Here is a 21,697-nt window from a genome sequence, read left to right as displayed (position 1 = left end):
GTTAACTGCCAAGCCCGAAACTATAACACAACTTTTGCAGATCATGCAACCGAAGCTGCTTTATTTCTACACCGTCGTGCAACACTGGAATCCCGGCCGGCGCTACGCCTAAACCACCCTCCCCGTGTCAGAGACCCCTTTCGCTTCCTGCGCCCCGCTCATGCGGCAATCGCTTTGGAACCCGAAAAACCATCTCGCTTCGGTCTCGCTACACCGGCTGCGTTGCGTTTGCATTGCTGTCTGTGCTGCGAGGGGGCGAACTATAGCACGGTTTTTTTATCTGTCAAAATCGGACTGGTACTAGCCCTGACAGGGATAGCCCTTACAGGGACGGAAGGACCTGCCGCAGGCGGTCCGCCCGCCCCATTACCCAAGGTCCCTCTATATAGAGAGGGACCGATGACGCCCCGCCGCGGACAAAAAAAAGGGCCTGACGGCCCTTTATCAAGAAGCGCGGCGCGCTCCGGAGACAACCGTCAAGCCACGCGCCTGGCCGTGGGCTCAGGCTCGCGCATGGAATCGGTGGCGTTGTAGCGCTGGTGCCAGGAGAAAGCCTCTTCCAGCAAATGGGGCGTCTGCCCTCCCCGCTCACAGGCGCGGTCGAAATAATCCTGCAGCGCGGCGCGATAGGAGGGATGGACACAGTTGTCGATCACGGCCTGGGCGCGCTCACGGGGCGCGAGCCCCCGCAAATCGGCCAGCCCGCATTCGGTGACCAGGATGTCCACATCGTGCTCGTTGTGGTCCACATGGGGCACCATGGGCACGACACTAGATATGTCACCGTTTTTGGCGACGGATTTGCTCACGAAGATGGCCAGGTGGGCATTGCGGGCGAAGTCGCCCGAACCGCCGATGCCATTCATCATATGGGTGCCGCCCACGTGCGTGGAGTTCACATTGCCGTAGATATCGAACTCCAGCGCCGTATTGATGGCGATGATGCCCAGGCGGCGCACGATTTCCGGCGCGTTGCTGATTTCCTGCGGGCGCAGCACCAGACGGTCTCGGTAGTGCTCAAGGTTGTTGAGCAGTTTGTCGTAGACCGGCTGCGACACCGTGATGGACGAGGCGGACGCAAAGGCCAGCTTGCCGCTGTCCAGCAAGGAAATGGCGCTGTCTTGCAGTACCTCGGAGTACATGGTCAGGCCTTCAAAGCCGGCCTGGCCGAATCCCTGCAGCACCGCGTTGGCGATGGTGCCGATGCCGGCCTGCAAGGGTAATAAGGAGGGCGTCAGGCGCCCGGCCGCCACTTCGCCTTCCAGAAAACGCACGATATGGCCCGCGATCCCGGCCGTCTCGTCATCGGCCGGTAAGGCGTTGGAGGGGCTGTCCGGCGCGCTGGTGAAGACGATGGCGGCGATTTTTGCCGGATCCACGCGGATGGCCGTGCTGCCGATGCGCTGGTCGGGTGTGACCAGGGGCAGCGGCTGGCGCTCGCCGTGAGGGGCCGGCACGTAGATATCGTGCAGACCTTCGATGGCGGCCGGCACGCTCTGGTTGATTTCCACGATCACCACGGCCGCCTGCTCCGCAAAGGACGCGGAGTTGCCCACCGACATGGTGGGCACGATGCCGCCGTCCTCAGTGATGGCCGCCGCCTCGATGATGGCGACGTCAACGGGACCGATATGGCCACTGCGCAGCTGTTCGACGGTTTCCGACAGGTGCTGATCAATGAAGTGAATGGCGCCCTGATTGATGTTGCGGCGCAGGGTGCTGTCGACCTGAAAAGGCAGGCGGCGGGCCAGCACGCCGGCTTCGGCCAGCAGCTTATCGGTATCGTGGCCCAGCGAAGCGCCGGTAATAAGGGTGATCTGCAGGGGTTCCTGCGCAGCGCGTTCGGCCAACGCGACCGGCACGGCCTTGCAATCGCCGGCACGGGTAAAGCCGCTCATGCCGACGGTCATGCCGTCCTGAATCAATTCGGCGGCTGCCCGGGCAGTTGTCACACGCGAGCGCAGCCCGGCGTGACGGATACGGTCGAGGTCCATGGTGTCTCCAGACATCTGTGCCGACCAACGTGCGCCCACGACACGTTGCTGACAGATCTGGTCTCCACATGCCTGGACACCGTCTGTCGCGGCGTTTTCCAATTCGCCATCACGGGACGCGGCCCGCCGATGACGTGTTCTCTGGAGTATAGAAACGCGCGAAAGAAAGTCGTAATGACTTAAAATCATCAAAACAAGTCGTTTTTTTCATCATTTCGCCGCTATGGACATTCGCGCCCTGCGCTATTTCGTGGAAACCGTCAGTTGCGCCAGCTTTACGCAGGCGGCCCGGAAGCTGTTCGTGACCCAATCCACGGTGAGCAAGATGATCCGCCAGCTGGAGGAAGAGGTGGGCACGCCGCTGCTGATCCGCGACGGCCATACTGCCCGCCCCACCGATACCGGCCGCATCGTCTACGAGCGCGGGCTGCATATCCTGGGCGCGATGCGCCAGCTGAATGCCGAAGTGCGCCAGGCGGTGGAACTGGAACGCGGCGAGCTCGAGGTGGGGATTCCGCCCATGATCAACCTGCTGTTCATCCCCGTGGTGCAGCGCTTTCGCGAGCGCTATCCGCAGATCCGCCTCAGCCTGCGCGAAGGCACCGGACAGGCGGTCGAGCGCCTCGTCTCGGCCGGTGAAATCGAGGTCGGCGCCACGGTATTGCCGGTCGCGGCCACCGGGCCCCTGCAAGCCCGGCGGTTTGGCAGCTACCCGCTTTGGGCCGTGGGCGCCGCCGATGCGGTGTGGGCGGGCAAGACCACCCTGCCGCTGAGCGCCCTGCGCGATGTGCCGCTGCTCATCCCCACGGAGGACTTCGCCCTGACGCGCCGGCTGCGGCAGGCATGCGAGTCGGCCGGCTTCGCCCCCCAAGTGGCGGCGCAGAGCGCCCATTGGGACTTTCTGGCCGCGATGGCCGGCTCCGGGCTGGGCACGGCCATCCTGCCCGAGCCGCTGGTGCAGTTACTCAAGACACGCGGCCTGAGCACGGCCCGGCTGGCGCGCTCCGGGGTGCAGTGGGAGATCGGCCACATCTGGGTTCGTGACCGCTATCTCTCCTATGCCGCCCGCGCCTGGCTGACGATCTGCGATGAGGTGCTGGGCCCGCGCGCCGCCTAGGCGCAGGAAAGGCTGACAGGCGTACACTGCCAGCCGATATATTCTGTTGCACCGCCCCCGGTGGTTGGCGCACGCCGCGCCGCAACGCTTGCTATGCTGGCTCAGTTCTTGAGCATTGACCATGAAACCGACTCTTTCTCTCTGGCGCATGGCCTGCCTGCGCCTGTTTGTCGTCCTGGCGCTGGCGCTGGGCGCCGCAGCCGGCGCGCAGCCGCCCACCACGGCGGGCGACGCGGAGACGACGCTGGCCGATGCCCGCAAGGCGATCGACGCGCTGCGCAAAGACCTGGATCAACAGACCAACGATGATGTCCTGGTCCAGCGCCGCAGCGACGCCTTGCAGATCCAGGCCCAGGCCGATGCCATCGCCGAAGCCTTGACGCCGCAGCAAGCCAGCGTCGCGGCCCGGCTGACCGAGCTGGGCCCGATCGCCGACGGCGGGCGCGATACGCCGGATGTCGCGGCCCAGCGCGCGCAGCTCGAGAAGAACAACCGCAATCTCGATGCACAGATCAAACTGGCTCGCCTGCTATCGGTCGAAGCCGCCCAGACCGCCGAACAGATCTCGGGGCTGCGCCGCACGCAATTTCAAGCGCGGCTCGGCGAGCGGCGCGGATCCTTGCTGGCTGCCAGTTTCTGGTCGGAGTTGCGCGGCGAATTGCCGCGCGACCTGGCGCGGCTGAATGATCTGCTCGATGAACTCAAGGCCACGGTCGCCGACACGCCGGGCTGGGCCTGGACCACCCTGCTGATTCTGATCGCCGCGGTGGTGGCCTTGCGCTACTGGGCCGGGCAGATGCTGATGAAGCTGACCGCCACGCGCGTGCCGCCCGGCAGGCTGCGGCGCTCGGTCCTGGCGGTGGCCGTGGTGGCCCTGTCCACGCTGGCTCCGGCCCTGGTCGCGGAGTTGGTGGTGATCGGCCTGACCTGGCATGGCGACATCGCCGATGATGTACAAACGCTGCTATCGAGCCTGGTGGAAATGGCGGCGTTTGGCGGTTTCGTGGCGGGGTTGGGTTATGCCCTGCTGTCCATTCACCGCCCCTCGTGGCGCCTGCCCCCTTTGCCCGACGTCGTGGCCGACGGCCTGCGCTGGCTGCCGCTGACCCTGGGCGTGCTGGTCGTGGCGGCCTGGCTGGCCGAGCGCCTGCCCGTGCTCATCAACGCCAGCCTGACCGGCACCATCGCGCTGAACAATCTGGTGGTCACCATCATGACGCTGGTGCTGATGGCGGCGCTGGCGCGCACCGAACGGCTGCGCCGCAGCCTGGCCGAGACCCCGCCGCCCAGGCCGCTATGGCTGGCGGGCCTGACCGCCGTCGCCTGGGCCGTTCTGGGCTTGAGCCTGCTGGCGCTGTTGACGGGTTACGCCGCGCTGGGTAGTTTTCTCGTGCGGCAGGCGATGTGGACGCTGGTCGTCATCGCCACGGCCTACCTGGCGTCGGTGCTGATCGACGATGGTTTCACCACGCTGCTGAGCGGGCCGGCCAAGGAAGAGCCGCTTACCTTGCAGGCGCGCCTGCGCGGGCAGGCCGGCGTGTTGCTGTCCGGCGTGGGGCGCCTGATGGTGATTCTGATCGCCGTGGTGCTGCTGGCGGCCCCCTTCGGCGAAGCGCCCACCGATCTGTTGCATCGCCTCGACGGCTTGTACAAAGGGCTGCAGATCGGCGAGGTGCAGATCCGCCCCGGCGCGGTCGCCCAGGCCCTGCTGGTGCTGGCGGTCGGCTTGCTGTCGGTGCGCCTGCTCAAACGCTGGCTCACGACGCGCTATCTGCCCACGACGGAACTGGACCCCGGCATGCAGGCTTCCGCGGCCACCTTGTTCGGCTACGCCGGCGTGGTGGTTTCGGTGGCGCTGGCGCTGTCCGCCCTGGGTATCGGCCTGGAACGCGTGGCCTGGATTGCCAGCGCGCTGTCGGTGGGTATCGGTTTCGGGCTGCAAGCCGTAGTGCAGAACTTTGTCTCCGGCCTCATTCTGCTAGCCGAGCGGCCGGTAAAGGTGGGCGACTGGGTCTCGCTGGGCGGCATCGAGGGCGACATCCAGCGCATCAATGTGCGGGCCACCGAAATCCAGATGAGCGACCGGTCCACGGTGATCGTGCCGAACTCCGAATTCATCACCAAGACCGTGCGCAACGTCACGCACGCCAACCCCATCGGGCTGGTGCAGATCAAACTGCCCATGCCGCTGAACACGGATGCGGCACGGGTGCGACAGATCATGCTGGAAGTCTTCGACAGCCACGAGGACATCCTGGAGAACCCCGCCCCCAATGTCTATCTGGATGGCATCGATAATGGCCATCTGACCTTCAACGCCAAGGCTTATGTCAGTTCGCCGCGCGCGGCCTATGGCGTGCGCAGCGCGCTGCTGTTCGAGATGCTGCGTCGCCTGGACGAGGCCGGACTGGAGATGTCCTCGCCCAACACCATGATTCTGCGCAGCGAGAACGCCAAGCCGGCCGAGCCGCCCCCCGAGACCAGCGCGGCCGCGCCCCTCTGACTCAAAAGGCCATCTGCCACAAGGTCCGCGTAGCGGGCCCGACCAGGCCCAGGCCGGCGGCGATCAGCAGCACGAACACCATCCGTTTGACGGCGCGGATGGAGTCCGCCGTCGCGAACCGCCGCACGAGCATCGTGAGGATGACCACGACCGGTAACGCTTCCAGGCTCATCCACAGGGTATTGGCGTGCAGCGTGCCCTGCCAGCTCACCAGGGCCAGGCGCACCACGGCGTTGGCGGCGAACAGAACCAGCAAGGAATTGCGGATCACGGCCAAGGGCAGGGGCTGGCGGTACAACTGATAGACCATGGGGGGGCCGGCGCTGGAGAACAGCCCGCCCAACAGGCCCGAGATCAGTCCGAAGAACACGAAGACCGGCCGCGACGACACCCGCGGCAGTTGCCGGGCCTGCATGATCAGCATGAACGCACAGACCAGAATGGTCAGGCCCAGCAGCCACTGCAGCACCACCGACATGCGGCCATGGATGGAATCCAGCGCCGCGACCCCCAGCGCCACACCGACCAGGCTGCTGATCATGGCCGGTCGCAGCAAGGTCCAATTCACCTGGGGACGATTGCGGCCGATGGCCACCAGCGCATTGATCAGCGTCAGAATGCTGACGGTATTGGACATATCGGGCAATGGCGCCAATGCGAACAGGCTCGACAGCCCCAACAGCACCAGCCCGAAGGCAAAGCCCGTCATGGTCTGGGCATAGGTGGCCACCGCGACGGCCAGCAGAAACAAGAGGTGCTGGGTGGGCGTCATGCGCGGCGGCTCCGGCCGGCGTAGATATTCAAGGCCAGGCCGGCCATGACCAGAAGGGTGGCCAGGATTTTCCAGCCGGGCAGCGGCTCGCCGAGCAGCAGCGCGGACGACAGCATGCCGAACACCGGCACCAGCAGCGCCAGCGGCGTGACGAGCGCGGCAGGATGGCGCACCAGCAACCAGTTCCAGACGCCGAATCCCACGACCGTATTGCCCACGGCCTGCCAGAGCACCGTCGCCCACGCGGCCCAGCCGGCGTGGCTGATCGCCTGCGCCATCCGGGCGGGACCTTCCATCAACAGGCTGATGAGCAGCACGGGAACAATGGCGAACACGCTGCTCCAGACGATAAAGGCCGCCATATTGACCCGGCCCACGCCGCGCACCACCGTATTGGCGCACGCCCAGCAAAGACCGGCCGCCAGCACCAGGCCCAGTCCGCCCAGCGTCACCGCCGCGGCAGGATCGGCCACACTGTGCCAGGCCACCAACAGGTAACCGGCCGCAGCCAGCCCCAACGCGGCGTATTGCCCGCCACGAGGACGCTCGCCGGCGAGGATTACCGCCAGAATGATGGTGAAAAAGACCTGCGACTGCACGACCAGGGAAGCCAGCCCGGGAGAGATGCTGCCCTGCATGGCCCAATACAGCAGGCCGAATTGGCCGGCGCCGAGCAGCACCCCGACCGCGGCCAGCGCCGACCACGGCACCTTGGGGCGCCGGAAGAAAAACAGCCAGGGCAGCACGCACAGAATGAAGCGCAGCGCCGCGAACAGAAAGGGCGGGAAATCAGCCAGCCCCCATTTGATGACGACGAAGTTGGTGCCCCAGATGAAAACCACGAGCAGGGCCAACAACAAATGGGTAAAGGGCATGGCGGCGCGACGGCGGCGGATGGGAAAGAAGCCGAGTGTACAGAAGTGCCCACAGCCCCGCTGCGGACGCTTTCAGCCCGCGGTAAGCCCTGGCCCGGCGCACGCGCGCATAGGCAAGAGGGCCGGCTTCACGCTAGGATGAGGCCGTCCGCGGCCCGCAGGCCGCCCCCTCATGGAGATCCTACGTGATCCACGAAATCGCCAGTATTCGCGTCAAGGCCGGCCAGGAAGCCGCATTCGAAGCCGGAGTGAAGGCCGCCGTGCCGCTATTTTTGCGCGCCAAGGGCTGCCACGGCGTCGAACTGCATCGCTGGGAAGAATCCGCGCAGGACTACACCCTGGTCGTCCAATGGGAAACCGTGGACAACCACATGGTCGATTTTCGTAACTCCGCCGATTTTCAGGAGTGGCGCCGCCTGGTGGGCGATCACTTTGCCGCGCCGCCGCAGGTGCATCACGAAGCGCGCGTCGTCTAGTCTTCGTTGTATTTCCGGGCGCTGCCGCGAAAGGCCTGCGCCGGATACTTGAGCGCGTTCTTCGCCATCTTGCGCTGCACCGCCTGGGCGATATCCACGTCCAGCTGGTCGGCCAGCGCCACCAGATACATCTGCACATCGGCGATTTCGTCCAGCGCCGCTTCGCGCTGACGCGCATCCAGCGCACGCGACTGGGCCTCGGTCAGCCACTGGAACACCGCCGCCAGCTCGCCGGCCTCGCCGGACAAGGCCATGGCGAGGTTCTTGGGGCTATGAAACGGCTGCCATTGGCGCTCGGCGGCAAATTCCCGCAATGCCTGTTTGATGGCCTCAAGCTCCGACATGCGCCCTCCCCGCTGCCAGGCGCGCGCGCGCCGCCAGAGCGACAGCGACGGTGGTATGCACATCGGCCAGCGCGCGGTGGGTGGGCGTGGCCGCCCCCAGATGCGCAGCCAGTATCCCCAGTTTGTGCGAGGGCAACTCCGGCCAGGCGTGGCGCGCCAGCCGCAAGGTGCAATAGGTGTCGTTGTCGAAAGGCAGGCCGCAACGCTGCGAGGTCGCCTGCAGAAACCGGGTGTCGAACGCCGCGTTGTGGAAGAACACCGGCGCGGCGCCCACGAAGGCGCGAAAATCGCCGAATACCTGCTCGATGGGCTGGCCCTGCCGGGTGACTTCCTGCTGCGAGATGCCGGTCAGGCGCGCAATGAAAGCGGGCACCCGGCCCGCGATGCGCACGACCTGGCTGAACTCGCGCGTGATCCGGCCCTCGATATCCACCGCCACCGCGGCGAACTCCAGGATTTCGCAGGAGGACGCCGACAAACCGGTGGTCTCCAGGTCGGCGACCACGAAGTCGCCGCCCAACGCCAGCAAGGCGCGCGCGGTGACGGCATCGCCAGACGGCGGACGTCGGCGCAACGCAACAGAATTTGGCAAGTGCCACCCCGGCCTGAGAAGAAAGCCGCCATTGTAGGGCGCAGGCGCTGGCGTGGCTCACAGGCCACAGGTCTTATATAAGATATAAGACATTTGCTTGCAGACCCCGGTTGGTTCTAAAATGCCCACACTTCCTACTAACCGACACTCGCAGGCTTCTCATGCTGGAAACGTACCGCCAACATGTGGCTGAACGCGCCGCGCTGGGCATTCCCCCGCTGCCGCTTTCCGCCCAACAAACCGCCGACCTGATCGAACTGCTGAAGAACCCGCCCGCCGGCGAGGAACACTTCCTGCTGGATCTGCTGACGCACCGCGTCCCGGCCGGCGTGGACGACGCCGCCAAGGTCAAGGCTTCCTATCTTGCCGCCGTCGCGCTGGGCAAAGAATCGTGTGCGCTGATCAGCCGCGCCAAGGCAACCGAGCTGCTGGGCACCATGCTCGGCGGCTACAACATCGGCCCGCTGATCGAACTGCTGGATGACGCCGAGGTAGGCACGGTTGCCGCCGACGGCCTGAAGAAAACCCTGCTGATGTTCGACTCCTTCCATGACGTGAAGGAAAAAGCGGACAGCGGCAACGCCAATGCGCGCGACGTGCTGCAAAGCTGGGCCGATGCCGAGTGGTTCACCAGCCGCCCCGAAGTGCCGCAGAGCCTGACCATCACGGTCTTCAAGGTGCCTGGCGAAACCAATACCGACGACCTGTCGCCCGCCCCCGATGCGACCACGCGTCCGGACATCCCCATGCACGCGCTGGCGATGCTGAAGAACAAGCGCGAAGGCGCCAACTTCCAGCCCGAAGAAGACGGCAAGCGCGGCCCGGTGAAGTTCATCGAATCGCTCAAGGACAAGGGTCACCTGGTCGCCTATGTGGGCGACGTGGTCGGCACCGGCTCCTCGCGCAAATCGGCCACCAACTCGGTGCTGTGGTTCACCGGCGAAGACATCCCCTTCGTGCCGAACAAGCGTTTCGGCGGCGTGTGCCTGGGCAGCAAGATCGCTCCCATCTTCTACAACACCATGGAAGATGCCGGCGCCCTGCCTATCGAACTCGATGTTTCCAAGATGGAAATGGGCGACGTCATCGAACTGCGCCCCTACGACGGCAAAGCACTGAAGAACGGCGAAGTCATCGCCGAATTCCAGGTCAAGTCGGATGTGCTGTTCGACGAAGTGCGCGCCGGCGGACGGATTCCGCTGATCATCGGCCGCGGCCTGACGTCCAAGGCGCGTGAAGCGCTGGGCCTGCCGCCGTCGACGCTGTTCCGCCTGCCCATGGATCCGGCCGACAACGGCCGTGGTTTCAGCCTGGCTCAGAAGATGGTGGGCCGCGCCTGCGGTCTGCCGGAAGGCCAGGGCGTGCGCCCGGGCACCTACTGCGAACCGAAGATGACCTCGGTGGGCAGCCAGGACACGACCGGCCCCATGACCCGCGACGAACTGAAAGACCTGGCCTGCCTGGGTTTCTCGGCGGATCTGGTGATGCAGTCGTTCTGCCACACCGCCGCCTACCCCAAGCCCGTGGACGTCAAGACGCACCACACGCTGCCCCAGTTCATCAGCACGCGCGGCGGGATCTCGCTGCGTCCGGGCGATGGCGTGATCCACTCCTGGCTCAACCGCATGCTGTTGCCCGATACCGTGGGCACCGGCGGCGACTCGCACACCCGCTTCCCGATTGGCATTTCCTTCCCGGCCGGCTCGGGCCTGGTGGCTTTCGCCGCCGCCACGGGCGTGATGCCGCTGGACATGCCGGAATCGGTGCTGGTGCGCTTCAAGGGCAAGATGCAGCCCGGCGTGACGCTGCGCGACCTGGTCAACGCCATTCCGCTGTATGCCATCAAACAAGGCATGCTGACGGTGGCCAAGCAGGGCAAGAAGAACATCTTCTCCGGCCGCATTCTCGAAATCGAAGGCCTGCCGGATCTGAAGGTGGAACAAGCCTTTGAACTGTCGGACGCCTCGGCCGAACGTTCGGCCGCCGGCTGCTCGGTGCGCCTGAACAAAGAGCCCATCATCGAGTACATCAACAGCAACATCGTGATGCTCAAGTGGATGATCGCCAATGGCTATGAAGACGAGCGCTCCATCGCTCGCCGCATCAAGGCCATGGAAGCCTGGCTGGCCGATCCCAAGCTGCTGGAGCCGGACGCCGACGCCGAGTACGCCGCCGTGATCGAAATCGATCTGGCCGATATCCACGAGCCCATCGTGGCCTGCCCGAACGACCCTGACGACGTCAAGACGCTGTCGGACGTCGCCGGCTCCAAGATCGACGAAGTGTTCATCGGCAGCTGCATGACCAACATCGGCCACTTCCGCGCGGCCTCCAAGCTGCTCGAAGGCAAGCGCGACATCCCGGTCAAGCTGTGGGTGGCTCCGCCGACCAAGATGGATGCCCAGCAACTGACCGAGGAAGGCCACTACGGCGTCTTCGGCACCGCTGGCGCCCGCACGGAAATGCCGGGCTGCTCGCTGTGCATGGGCAACCAGGCCCAGGTGCGCGAAGGCGCGACCGTCATGTCGACCAGCACCCGCAACTTCCCCAACCGGCTGGGTAAGAACACCAATGTGTACCTGGGTTCGGCGGAACTGGCGGCCATTTGCTCGCGTCTGGGCCGTATCCCGACGAAGGAAGAGTATCTGTCCGATATGGGCGTCATCAACAAGAGTGGCGACCAGATCTACAAGTACCTGAACTTCGATCAGATCGCCGACTACAAGGACGTGGCCGACTCGGTCGCCGTCTAAGCGGTCAGCCCTCTCAGCCCTGCCCCGGCAGCGCTGACACCACAAACCCTCCCGTAAAACGGAGGGTTTGTGCTTTCTGGGCGGCCGCCTGGCAAGCATAAAAAAAACCCCAAGGTTGGGCAACCTTGGGGTTTCGTGGAGAGCGGGCGCCATGGTGGCCCCCGCTTGCCCGGCGGCAGGATCAGAAGGCCATGCTGGCGGTCAAGGTGAAAGTGCGCGGCGCGCCCTGCACCAGATAACCGTTGCCAGGGTAGCCGCCCACCGAGGCCCAGTAATCGCGGTTGGCGAGGTTTTCGACGCGCGCGCGCCAAACGACGGTGTGGCCGTTGATCTCGGTGGCGTAACGCACACCGGCGTCCAGGCGCGTCCAGCTCGGGGCCTTGAGCGTATTGGTGGAATCGACATACGAGGAGCCGGTGTAAACCACGCGGCCGTCAATCGACAGGCCTTCCACACCCGGAATATCCCACTCCACGCCCAGGTTGGCCTGGTACTGCGGCACGCCGATCACGCGCTTGCCGTCGGTGCTCGCCGAACCCGTGGAGCGTTGCTTGGCGTCGAGCCAGGTCAGGCCGCCCAACACGCGCACGCTGGAGGTCGCCTGGCCATACCACGTCAGCTCCAGACCTTGGTGGCGGTCCTTGCCGCTTTCGGTGAACTCCTGATTGGCATTGACGTAAGCACGCGGTTTGTCGGTCGAGAAAAAGGCCAGGCCAGCCCCCAAGCCGTCACGCTGCAACTTCACGCCCACTTCTTTCTGCTTGGACACATAAGGACGCAGCATGGAGCCCGAGTTGGTGACCGGCAAGCCGTTGGCGTTGGCGGGTGCCGTGTCGCCAGCGGTCAGGGCCTCGATATAGTTGGCATACAACGACACCTCGGGCGTGACGCGCCAGACGATGCCCGCGGCCGGCGAATTGCGGCTTTCGTCGTAAGCCTTGGAGCCTACGCCGGTGTTGTAGGCAAAGTCGCGGCTGTAAAGACGCTGATGACGCAGCCCCAGCGTGAGCAGCACGCTGTCATCGAGCACCGACATCGTGTCGCCCAGCGCCAGGCTGGTCATGCGTACGCGGCCGTTGAGCGCCGGATCTCCGAGATCGTTGCCAAACAGCGTGGCGGCACTGAAGGCGGGTTGGGCCACGCGCACCGGGTTGTAGATATTGGTCGCCGTGCTGTTGGCGTAATCCATGGCATAGGCGTTTTTCTTCTCCAGCTCGAAGTAGGAGGCCGCCAACACGGCCTCGTGCTTGACCGGCCCGGTATCGAGCTTGGCACGCACGCCGATTTCACCGGTATCGACTTTGTCCTTGCGCGCGTTGTCGAAGCGGTAGAAGTCGCCATTGCCCGATGCATCAACGTTATTGACGTTGGCCAGGGAGTTTTTCTCCTTGCTGTCGCGGTGGCCATAGGCGGCATAGGCCGTCAATTTGTCCGTGAGGTCGTACTCGCCACGCACGGTGCCGAACACATCGCGTTCGTTGGAATAGCTCCAGTCCTGAGCGTAGTTGGTGCTCGAGTGCGGCGCATCGGGCACCGAGGTCGCATTGCTTGCGAGGGTGACATTCGGACGCCCGCGCTTGATGCGGTTGTACTGATAGCCGATGTCAGCCGACAAACGGGCGCGATCGTTATGCCAATCCAGGCCGACCAGCGCCGCGGTGGTGCGGCCGAATTCGCCATCAACCTCGCTCTCGCCGCCACGCTGACCCACGTTGACGCGGATGCCGGTGCTGTCGTCGGGGCCGAAGCGGCGCGCAATGTCAGCCGAGAACTGCGCCGCGCCGCCGGACGAAATACCGGTGGTGAATTCAGTCAGCGGCTCGCTGGGCGCACGCTTGGGCACCAGATTGATGGCGCCGCCCACGCCGCCGCCGGTCGGCGGGGTGCCGGTCAGGAAGTTCGAGGCGCCGCGCAGCACTTCGACGCGCTCGAAGAACTCCGACGCGATGTACTGGCGGGGCATCAGGCCATACAGACCGTTATAGGCAATATCTTCGGAGCTCAGCAGAAAGCCGCGCACGAAATATGATTCCTGGAAATTGCCGAAGCCGCGCGCCACGCGCACGCCGGGGTCGTTCTGCAAGACATCGGCCACGCTGCGGGCCTGGCGATCCTTGATCAGCTCGCTGGTGTAGCTGGTCATGGAGAACGGGGTTTCGAGGTTGTCACGCGTGCCCAGAATGCCGGCACGGCTGCCGGTGGCGACCTGGCCGCCATCGAAGGCGGGAGCCAGGCCGGCGGCGGAGGCGTCAGCGCTGGCTTCGACCTTGATCGAGCCCAGGGTGACGGAGTTATCGCTGCCGACGGCCGGGGCCGATTGGGCCTGGAGGACGCCCCAGGGCAAGACGGCCGCCAAATAGGCGAGGCGGGGGAGTTTTTTCATTGAATCGTCCGGATTGGTAAGGTCTTTCAGGAGGACGCACCCACCACGCCATATGCGAGCATATTTGTGGGTCACGCTGTGCCGGTGCATGGCCGGCTCGGGCTGAATATTAACCAAAACAGAGAATGATTCTCATTTGTAAGCTTTTTTTAAGCCTGCACCGTGGCGTGCCCGCAACATTGCGGCGGCCCCGGGCAGCCAAGCCGCCGCGCGGCGCGGCCGCCGCCCCCTGCCGTTCACCCTTAGAATGAGCGCGACATCCTCCGCCCCCGCCGCCGATGCCCCAACGCCTGGCCCTTCTGCTCGCCCTGCTGGCCCTGACGGGCTGCGCCAGCACGCGTCCGCCCGCCGAGCCGGAGAACATCTGCGCCATCTTCCGCGAGAAGCCCGAATGGCACGACGCGGCGTTGAAGGTGCAGCAGAAGTGGGGCGCGCCGGTTCAGGTGCCGATCGCAATGATGTACCAGGAGTCGAGCTTCAAGCACGACGCCCTGCCGCCGCGCGACTACTTGCTGGGCTTCATCCCCTGGGGCCGCGTCAGTTCGGCCTATGGCTATGCGCAGGCCAAGGACGAGACCTGGGGCGATTACAAACGCGAAGCCGGCGGCTGGTTCGCCAGCCGGGACGATTTCGCCGATTCGCTGGACTTCATGGGCTGGTACATGAGCAAAACCCAGCGCATCAACAACATCTCGAAGTGGGATGCCTATGGGCAATACCTCAATTACCACGAGGGATGGACGGGCTATCGCAATCGCAGCTACGAGCGCAAGGCGTGGCTGCAGCGGGTGGCCAGCCAGGTGCAGGCCCGCGCCGAACGGTTCAGCGCCCAATATAAACAGTGCGAGCGCGAACTGAGCCGGGGCGGCTGGCTGTTTTAGCCTCGCGTCTTGCGCACCAGCAAGGCACGCGTCATGGAAGTTGGCGATAATAAAGGGCATGAGCCCGCCGGGCCCGGCCGCCCTGGCCGTGTCCGGCACCAGGCTTGAACTTTGACCTCCGCCGGGGGTCTTATATAAGATAAAAGACACAGCACGACGCGGGCCACGCCGCCCGCCGTATCATGGTAAATGCGCGCAACCGCCAGAAACGGGCGGCTTTACGCGGTCACACAACCGGAGTCCATCATGCCGCACAACACGCTCGACACCCTGAAGACATTCAAGATCGGGAAGAAGACCTGTCAGTACTATTCCTTGCCCGCCTTGGGCAAGTCGCTGGGCGTCGATGTGTCGCGCCTGCCGGTGTCCATCCGCATCGTGCTCGAATCGGTGTTGCGCAACTGTGATGGCCAGAAGGTGACCGAAGAGCACATCCGCCAGCTGGCCAACTGGCAGCCCAATGCCAAACGCGAAGATGAAATCCCCTTCGTGGTGGCGCGGGTGGTGCTGCAGGACTTTACCGGTGTGCCGCTGCTGGCCGACATCGCGGCCATGCGTTCGGTCGCCGACAAGATGGGCAAGTCGCCCAAGAGCATCGAGCCGCTCGTGCCGGTGGACCTGGTGGTCGACCACTCGGTGATGATCGATTATTTCGGCACCAAGAATGCCCTCGATCTGAACATGAAGCTGGAATTCCAGCGCAACCGCGAGCGCTATCAGTTCATGAAGTGGGGCATGCAAGCCTTCGACACGTTCGGCGTCGTGCCTCCGGGCTTCGGCATCGTTCACCAGGTCAACCTGGAGTACCTGGCGCGCGGCGTGCACCGTGACAAGAAGACCGAGGTCTATTACCCGGACTCGCTGGTGGGCACCGACAGCCACACCACCATGATCAATGGCATCGGCGTGGTCGGCTGGGGCGTGGGCGGCATCGAGGCCGAGGCCGGCATGCTGGGCCAGCCGGTGTATTTCCTGACGCCGGATGTGGTGGGCGTCGAACTGAAGGGCCAGTTGCGCGGCGGCGTCACCGCCACCGACCTGGTGCTGACCATCACCGAGATGCTGCGCCGCGAAAAAGTGGTGGGCAAGTTCGTCGAGTTCTGTGGCGAGGGTACGGCCAGCCTGTCGGTGACCGATCGCGCCACCATCGGCAACATGGCGCCCGAGTACGGCGCGACCATGGGCTTTTTCCCGGTCGACGACCGCACCATCGATTACTTCAAGGGCACGGGCCGCACCGAAGCCGAGATCGCCGCGTTCGAGGCCTACTTCAAGGCCCAGAAGATGTACGGCGTGCCCAGGGCCAGCGACATCAGTTTCAGCAAGCTGCTGACGCTGGATCTGTCGACGGTCGCCCCCTCGCTGGCGGGCCCCAAGCGCCCGCAGGACCGCATCGAGATCGGCAATGTGAAGAACACCTTCATTGACCTGTTCTCCAAGCCCATCGCCGACAACGGTTTCAACCAGCCCGCGCAAAAGCTGGGCGAGGTCTTCACGACCAGCGCCGGCACCAAGCTGAAAAACGGCGACATCCTGATCGCCGCCATCACCTCCTGCACCAACACGTCCAACCCCAGCGTGCTGCTGGCCGCCGGCCTGGTGGCCAAGAAGGCGGTCGAGGCCGGCCTGAAAGTGCCCAAGCACATCAAGACCTCGCTGGCGCCCGGATCGCGCGTGGTGACCGAGTATCTGACCAAGACCGGCCTGCTGCCCTATCTGGAGAAGCTGGGCTTTGACATTGCGGCCTACGGCTGCACGACCTGCATCGGCAATGCGGGCGATCTGGCGCCGGACCTCAACGAAGCCATCATCAGCAATGATTTGATCTGCGCGGCCGTGCTGTCGGGCAACCGCAACTTCGAAGCGCGCATCCATCCCAACATCAAGGCCAACTTCCTCGCTTCGCCGCCGCTGGTGGTGGCCTATGCGCTGGCCGGCACCATGACGCGCGATCTCATGACCGAGCCGGTGGGCCGCGGCAAGCATGGCGATGTGTGGCTGGGCGATATCTGGCCCTCGACCGAAGAAATCGACTCGCTGCTGAAGTTCGCGATGAACCCGGACGCCTTCAAGGCCAATTACAGCCAGGTCAAGAGCAACCCGGGCAAGCTGTGGGAGAAAATCAAGGGCGTGGCGGGCGACTCCTATAACTGGCCCGAGTCGACGTATATCGCCGAGCCGCCTTTCTTCCAGGATTTCAGCATGACGCCGGGCAGCATCCCGGTGATCAAGGGCGCGCGCGCGCTGGGCGTGTTCGGCGACTCGGTCACCACCGACCATATCTCGCCGGCCGGCTCGATCAAGGAAACCTCGCCGGCGGGCAAGTGGCTCAAGGACCACGGCGTGCTCAAGGCGGATTTCAATAGCTACGGGTCACGCCGTGGCAACCACGAGATCATGATGCGCGGCACTTTCGCCAATGTGCGCATCAAGAACCTCATGATCCCGCCGCGCGCCGACGGCAGCCGCTTCGAAGGCGGCGAGACGCTGCTGCAACCCTCGGGCGAGCAGATGTCCATTTATGACGCGGCCATGAACTACGTGGCGCAGGGCACGCCCTCGGTGGTGTTCGGCGGTGAGGAGTACGGCACGGGTTCCTCGCGCGACTGGGCGGCCAAGGGCACGCAGCTGCTGGGCGTCAAGGCCGTGATCACGCGCAGCTTCGAGCGCATCCACCGCAGCAACCTGGTCGGCATGGGCGTGCTGCCGCTGCAGTTCAAGGGTGACGACAGCGTTCAGTCGCTGGGTATCACGGGCGAGGAAACCTATGACATCTCGGGCCTGGAGCATGGCATCAAGCCCATGCAGGATGTCACGCTGACCATCCACCGCAAGGACGGCAGCAAGCAGGACGTCACGCTGCTGCTGCGCATCGATACGCCCATCGAGGTGGACTACTACCTGCACGGCGGCATTCTGCCTTTCGTGCTGCGTCAGTTGCTGGCCGCCTGACCCGCCACAGCCTTGTTGCAGTGAACACAACGCCCCGCTTGCGGGGCGTTGTGCATTGCGGCCCATGCGATCAGGCGTCGTGACCGAACTGGTAAGCGTCCATGGCCAGCGCCGCGTAATTGACCTCGTCATTGAGCCGCCGGGCCGGCAGGCCGCCTGCTCCCAGCGCCACATAGAGCGGCATGAGATGGTCGTCGTGCGGATGGGCCTGGCTGGCGCCGGGGGCCAGCGCCTGCCAGTCGAACAAGGCCTGCAGATCGCCTTCGGCCAGGCGGTCTGCATACCATTGCTGAAAACCCGGCACATAGGCGCTGGGCGGCGCCGACTGCGGCATGCGCACATCGCGCAGATTGTGCGTGAGCGAACCCGAGCCCATGATGAGCACGCCCTCGTCGCGCAAGGGCGCCAGCGCCTGGCCCAGCGCATACTGGCCGCGCGCGTCGCGCCCGACATCCAGCGCCAGTTGCACCACGGGCACATCGGCCTGCGGATAAAGGTAGCGCAGCGGCACCCAGGCGCCATGGTCCAGCGGACGGCGAATATCGTCGACGGCCTCGATGGACGAGGCCGCGAGCAATTCCCGCACCCGAGCGGCCAGGGGCGGCGAGCCCTCCGGGCTGTACTGCAATTGATAGAGCTCGGGCGGAAACCCACCGAAATCATGCCAGGCGATCTGCCGATCGCGCGTGGACACGGCCAGGCCCTGCCCCATCCAATGGGGCGACACGACCAGGATGCCGCGCGGCTTGGCCGGCTGCGCGGCCCCCCATTGCGCCAGCACGGCCCCGGTGCGTCCGGGTTCGACGGCAAGCATGGGAGATCCATGGGAAACGAAGAGAACAGGCCAGGTCATGGCAATACTTCCTGAATATGATGGCTTCATTGTGCGCTTGCGGTAACGCGCAATAAAGCCCCTATTCATTCATGGACCATTCCGGAATTGGCAACAATTGAGAAGCGCAGACGCCGGGAGCGGTAAACTAGATAGTTACGCATCTTTTGACCCGACGAAGTCATGGCCCGTACCCGCAGCAACACCGCCCCCCGCTTGAACCGCGAGGCAACCCGCCTGGCCAGTCTTGCCCAGGCCCTGAATCGCTCGGGCAGCCGGATCGAGGATATCTACTGGGAAGAGCAACTGGCCGACGCCATCGGCAAGCTGCTGCGCCCGGGCAGCGACGGCCCCTTGGAAGCCGCCCTGGATCACCTGGCGCAAAGCGATATCGGCGCCTACGAGGTGCTGATCGAACAGGCGGAAACGCTGTCCGAGTCCATGAAGGCCGAGAAAAACGGCGTGCGCCATGATGTGCTGTTGCTGGTCGCACCGGTGGTGGCCTGGACGCGCTACGCCATCCCGACCGGCCCGATCCCGGCCTCCGCCCAGGAAGCGCTGCTGGCGCAGTTGCACGGCCATGTGCTGGCCAGCAACACCCGCGTGGCGCTGCTGCCGCACCTGGTCAGCATCGACCAGATGCCGCGTACCTTTTCGGAAACCGCGCAATGGATGCAGCGGCTGGCCGGGCAGGCGTTGGGCGGCACGCCCACGCGCACGATGATCGACAATGCCGTCGAGACCGCCAACATGCTGGCCGACACCCGCTACCTGGTGGCCGCCGTGGCCGTGCCTGAGCACGCGCCGATCTTCCGTTGGCAAGAGCAGCCCGAGGCCGACGAGGCCAGCCGCGACACCTGCCTGGCGCGCTGGGCGGAGCAGGCCATGCCCACGCTGGCCGGCCTGATGCCCGGCTGCGGCCTGGAGTGCCTGCTGCCCGACGCCTATTACGTCAGCAACCGCGAGGCCGACCGCCGCGTGCGGCCGCTGTCGCTGCGCGCCGCCGTCAGCTGGCTCGAAGGCGCCACCAATCTGGCCGCCGACCAGTTGCGCGCGGTCATTGCCGGCTGCGGTCAGGAGCATGTCGAGGAATACCGCATCGGGTTCACGCCGCGCAACAGCAACGACGTGTACTACGGCTGCGTCTGGCCGGTATATGGCCGCGAGGAAGCGCAACCCGGCGAGGAGGAAGGCGCGGCCGACCCGGTCGAACAGATCGCTGCCCTGCTCAAGGAATATGGCGTGGGCGATATCCGCCGCATCCCGGGCCGCCTGCAAACCGAGTTCTGCGATGATTGCGGTGCGCCCTACTTCCCGGACCCGCTGGGCGTGATGGTGCATGCCGAGCTGCCGGAAGACGCCGAGGCCGTGCCGGCCAAGTTTCACTGATTCGCCATGCGCGCCGATATTTTCTGCCGGGTCGTCGATAACTACGGCGATATCGGCGTGTGTTGGCGCCTGGCGCGGCGGCTGCAGACCGGCCGCCAATGGCAGATCCGCCTCTGGGTCGACGACCTGGGAGCCTTCTCCCGCTTGCAGCCCGAGGTCGATCCAGCCGCGCCGCGCCAGCACGTCCAGGGCATCGACATCCTCCGGTGGGACGAGCACGCGGGGCTGCCCCCCGGCGAGGTCGTGATCGAAGCTTTCGCCTGCGACCCGCCCGCGGCTTTTGTGCAGGCGATGCGACACAGCCAGCCGCCGCCGGTCTGGATCAATCTCGAGTACCTGAGCGCCGAAGACTGGGTGGAAAGCTGCCATGGCTTGCCTTCACGACGCCCGGACGGGCTGATCAAGCATTTTTTCTTTCCCGGGTTCACGCCCGCCACGGGCGGCTTGATCCGCGAACCCGGCCTGAGCGCCGCACGCGATGCGCTGCAGGCCGACCGATCCGCGCAGAACGCCTTTCTGCAGACGCTGGGCGTGCGCCGCCAGCAGCCCGACAGCCGCACCCTCACCCTGTTCTGCTATCCCAACGCCCCCTATCGGGCGCTGGCCGGCGCGCTGAGCCGCGCGCCGACCCTGCTGATCGTGCCGCAGGGCGTGGCGCCCGGGCTGGAGGCGGCCGCCGGCGCCGCCTTGCAGATCGCGCGCATCCCCTTTGTGAGCCAACCCGATTTCGATCGCCTCCTCTGGTGCGCCGATGTGAACTTCGTGCGCGGCGAGGATTCTTTCGTGCGTGCGGCCTGGGCCGCGCGCCCCCTGGTCTGGCAGATTTATCCCCAACAAGACGATATCCACCTGGACAAACTGCAGGCCTGGCTGGCGCGCTACCCGGCGCCGGCGGCCGGGCACAGGCTGATGCAAGCATGGAATGCGCCGGCAGAGGGCACCGATTGGCCCGCCACGCTGGATGCGGCCCTGCACGGACCGGACGGGACGGCCTGGCAGCACGCCGCCCGGGAATGGGACGCCGCCTTCGCCTCCCGACCCGATTTAGGGGACGCTCTCGCGGATTTCTGCGCGGATTTGATCAAGACGCGCTAGAATAGAGAGTTTTCTGCACGTCTGCCGCCATGGCCTGCCCATACGTCCCAGGCGCTTGCTAAGATCTTTTTTGACAGCCTCCCGGGGCGCGCAGGATGGCTATCCGCCCACGCGCATGCACGGTGAGCGCGCACTTACCCCCCGGAGTTTTAATCGATGAAAACCGCTCAGGAATTGCGAGTCGGCAACGTGGTGATGGTTGGCAAGGACCCGCTGGTGGTTCAGAAGACCGAGTACAACAAGTCCGGCCGTAACGCCGCCGTGGTCAAGCTGAAGTTCAAGAACCTGCTGACGGGTTCGGCCAGCGAATCGGTCTACAAGGCCGACGAAAAGTTCGACATCGTCATGCTGGAACGCAAGGAGTGCACCTACTCCTACTTCGGCGACCCGATGTACGTCTTCATGGACACCGAATACAACCAGTACGAAATCGAGGCCGAGAGCATGGGCGATGCCCTGAACTACCTCGAAGAAGCCATGCCGGTTGAAGTGGTGTTCTACGATGGCCGCGCCATCTCCGTCGAACTGCCGACGATTCTGGTTCGCGAAATCACCTACACCGAGCCGGCCGTGCGCGGCGACACTTCGGGCAAGGTGCTCAAGCCGGCCAAGATCAATACCGGCTTTGAACTGCCGGTGCCGCTCTTCTGCGCCATTGGCGACAAGATCGAGATCGACACGCGCACCAACGAATACCGCAGCCGCGTCAACTAAGCGCCTTCGCTGCCTGGTATGCCAA

Annotated in this window: 16 protein-coding genes; 9 read left to right on the top strand and 7 right to left on the bottom strand. The window is 65.0% G+C overall.

The features are described 5' to 3' along the window. Window positions 1-476: 476 nt before the first annotated feature. The gene (locus CAL22_RS05400; protein WP_094810993.1) at window positions 477-1,994 is read right to left on the bottom strand and encodes an acetyl-CoA hydrolase/transferase family protein; all 1,518 of its coding nucleotides are present in this window, start codon (window positions 1,992-1,994) and stop codon (window positions 477-479) included. Between the two features lie 223 nt (window positions 1,995-2,217). Between CAL22_RS05400 and CAL22_RS05395 the strand changes: the two genes are divergently transcribed. Continuing rightward, on the top strand, window positions 2,218-3,111 hold the full coding sequence (locus CAL22_RS05395) for a LysR family transcriptional regulator (RefSeq protein ID WP_094810991.1): 894 nt from the start codon (window positions 2,218-2,220) through the stop codon (window positions 3,109-3,111). Between the two features lie 115 nt (window positions 3,112-3,226). Next, window positions 3,227-5,614: a DUF3772 domain-containing protein gene (locus CAL22_RS05390; RefSeq protein WP_432264289.1), complete on the top strand. Its 2,388-nt coding sequence runs from the start codon at window positions 3,227-3,229 to the stop codon at window positions 5,612-5,614. 1 nt (window position 5,615) lies between these two features. Here the strand turns inward: CAL22_RS05390 and CAL22_RS05385 are convergent, their stop codons facing one another. Together CAL22_RS05385 and CAL22_RS05380 are read right to left on the bottom strand one after the other, a co-directional pair. Further along, window positions 5,616-6,386: a TSUP family transporter gene (locus CAL22_RS05385; protein ID WP_094810987.1), complete on the bottom strand. Its 771-nt coding sequence runs from the start codon at window positions 6,384-6,386 to the stop codon at window positions 5,616-5,618. Beyond that, the gene (locus CAL22_RS05380; RefSeq protein ID WP_094810985.1) at window positions 6,383-7,261 is read right to left on the bottom strand and encodes an EamA family transporter; all 879 of its coding nucleotides are present in this window, start codon (window positions 7,259-7,261) and stop codon (window positions 6,383-6,385) included. Before CAL22_RS05380 ends, CAL22_RS05385 begins: the two co-directional genes overlap by 4 nt. A 185-nt stretch (window positions 7,262-7,446) precedes the next feature. Between CAL22_RS05380 and CAL22_RS05375 the strand changes: the two genes are divergently transcribed. After that, a complete protein-coding gene (locus CAL22_RS05375; RefSeq protein WP_094810983.1) occupies window positions 7,447-7,737 on the top strand; it encodes an antibiotic biosynthesis monooxygenase family protein in 291 nt (96 codons plus the stop codon). Here the strand turns inward: CAL22_RS05375 and CAL22_RS05370 are convergent. Both CAL22_RS05370 and CAL22_RS05365 read right to left on the bottom strand, forming a co-directional pair. Next, on the bottom strand, window positions 7,734-8,081 hold the full coding sequence (locus tag CAL22_RS05370) for a nucleotide pyrophosphohydrolase (RefSeq protein WP_094810981.1): 348 nt from the start codon (window positions 8,079-8,081) through the stop codon (window positions 7,734-7,736). The two genes, CAL22_RS05375 and CAL22_RS05370, sit on opposite strands and share 4 nt — an antisense overlap. Next, the gene (locus CAL22_RS05365) at window positions 8,068-8,673 is read right to left on the bottom strand and encodes a 3'-5' exonuclease (protein WP_244193787.1); all 606 of its coding nucleotides are present in this window, start codon (window positions 8,671-8,673) and stop codon (window positions 8,068-8,070) included. The genes CAL22_RS05370 and CAL22_RS05365 overlap by 14 nt, the downstream gene beginning before the upstream one ends. 161 nt (window positions 8,674-8,834) lie before the next feature. Between CAL22_RS05365 and acnB the strand changes: the two genes are divergently transcribed. Next, entirely contained in the window at window positions 8,835-11,426 is a 2,592-nt protein-coding gene (gene acnB / locus CAL22_RS05360) for a bifunctional aconitate hydratase 2/2-methylisocitrate dehydratase (RefSeq protein ID WP_094810979.1), read from the top strand. Window positions 11,427-11,607: 181 nt separating this feature from the next. Here the strand turns inward: acnB and CAL22_RS05355 are convergent, their stop codons facing one another. Further along, the gene (locus CAL22_RS05355) at window positions 11,608-13,809 is read right to left on the bottom strand and encodes a TonB-dependent receptor (protein ID WP_094810977.1); all 2,202 of its coding nucleotides are present in this window, start codon (window positions 13,807-13,809) and stop codon (window positions 11,608-11,610) included. A 278-nt stretch (window positions 13,810-14,087) separates the two neighbouring features. On the opposite strand from CAL22_RS05355, the gene CAL22_RS05350 reads away from it, so the two are divergent. Continuing rightward, window positions 14,088-14,690, top strand: coding sequence for a hypothetical protein (locus CAL22_RS05350; RefSeq protein ID WP_094810975.1), 603 nt, complete (start codon window positions 14,088-14,090; stop codon window positions 14,688-14,690). A gap of 246 nt (window positions 14,691-14,936) precedes the next feature. Further along, the gene (gene acnA / locus CAL22_RS05345) at window positions 14,937-17,642 is read left to right on the top strand and encodes an aconitate hydratase AcnA (RefSeq protein WP_094810973.1); all 2,706 of its coding nucleotides are present in this window, start codon (window positions 14,937-14,939) and stop codon (window positions 17,640-17,642) included. A gap of 70 nt (window positions 17,643-17,712) precedes the next feature. On the opposite strand, the gene CAL22_RS05340 is transcribed toward acnA, so the two are convergent. Continuing rightward, window positions 17,713-18,495 (bottom strand): DODA-type extradiol aromatic ring-opening family dioxygenase, encoded by a 783-nt coding sequence (locus CAL22_RS05340; protein WP_167383551.1) that lies wholly within the window; start codon window positions 18,493-18,495, stop codon window positions 17,713-17,715. Between the two features lie 162 nt (window positions 18,496-18,657). Between CAL22_RS05340 and CAL22_RS05335 the strand changes: the two genes are divergently transcribed. From CAL22_RS05335 to efp, 3 genes are all read left to right on the top strand, one after another. Further along, a complete protein-coding gene (locus tag CAL22_RS05335) occupies window positions 18,658-19,863 on the top strand; it encodes a DUF2863 family protein (RefSeq protein ID WP_094810969.1) in 1,206 nt (401 codons plus the stop codon). 6 nt (window positions 19,864-19,869) lie between these two features. Beyond that, window positions 19,870-20,958, top strand: coding sequence for an elongation factor P maturation arginine rhamnosyltransferase EarP (gene earP / locus CAL22_RS05330; protein WP_094810967.1), 1,089 nt, complete (start codon window positions 19,870-19,872; stop codon window positions 20,956-20,958). Window positions 20,959-21,114: 156 nt separating this feature from the next. Then, a complete protein-coding gene (gene efp / locus CAL22_RS05325; RefSeq protein WP_094810965.1) occupies window positions 21,115-21,672 on the top strand; it encodes an elongation factor P in 558 nt (185 codons plus the stop codon). Window positions 21,673-21,697: the final 25 nt, after the last annotated feature.

It is taken from the genome of Bordetella genomosp. 12 (assembly GCF_002261355.1).
Taxonomy (GTDB): Bacteria; Pseudomonadota; Gammaproteobacteria; order Burkholderiales; family Burkholderiaceae_B; genus Bordetella.
This window is presented reverse-complemented; position numbering and strand designations above follow the sequence as displayed.

Bases quoted from the DNA above. Each gene is read 5' to 3' on its own strand.
- acnA (WP_094810973.1), top strand. From the start codon at position 14,937: ATGCCGCACAACACGCTCGACACCCTGAAGACATTCAAGATCGGGAAG.
- CAL22_RS05400 (WP_094810993.1), bottom strand. From the start codon at position 1,994: ATGGACCTCGACCGTATCCGTCACGCCGGGCTGCGCTCGCGTGTGACA.
- CAL22_RS05380 (WP_094810985.1), bottom strand. From the start codon at position 7,261: ATGCCCTTTACCCATTTGTTGTTGGCCCTGCTCGTGGTTTTCATCTGG.
- CAL22_RS05340 (WP_167383551.1), bottom strand. From the start codon at position 18,495: ATGACCTGGCCTGTTCTCTTCGTTTCCCATGGATCTCCCATGCTTGCC.
- CAL22_RS05335 (WP_094810969.1), top strand. From the start codon at position 18,658: ATGGCCCGTACCCGCAGCAACACCGCCCCCCGCTTGAACCGCGAGGCA.
- CAL22_RS05385 (WP_094810987.1), bottom strand. From the start codon at position 6,386: ATGACGCCCACCCAGCACCTCTTGTTTCTGCTGGCCGTCGCGGTGGCC.
- acnB (WP_094810979.1), top strand. From the start codon at position 8,835: ATGCTGGAAACGTACCGCCAACATGTGGCTGAACGCGCCGCGCTGGGC.
- CAL22_RS05370 (WP_094810981.1), bottom strand. From the start codon at position 8,081: ATGTCGGAGCTTGAGGCCATCAAACAGGCATTGCGGGAATTTGCCGCC.
- CAL22_RS05350 (WP_094810975.1), top strand. From the start codon at position 14,088: ATGCCCCAACGCCTGGCCCTTCTGCTCGCCCTGCTGGCCCTGACGGGC.
- CAL22_RS05395 (WP_094810991.1), top strand. From the start codon at position 2,218: ATGGACATTCGCGCCCTGCGCTATTTCGTGGAAACCGTCAGTTGCGCC.
- efp (WP_094810965.1), top strand. From the start codon at position 21,115: ATGAAAACCGCTCAGGAATTGCGAGTCGGCAACGTGGTGATGGTTGGC.
- earP (WP_094810967.1), top strand. From the start codon at position 19,870: ATGCGCGCCGATATTTTCTGCCGGGTCGTCGATAACTACGGCGATATC.
- CAL22_RS05355 (WP_094810977.1), bottom strand. From the start codon at position 13,809: ATGAAAAAACTCCCCCGCCTCGCCTATTTGGCGGCCGTCTTGCCCTGG.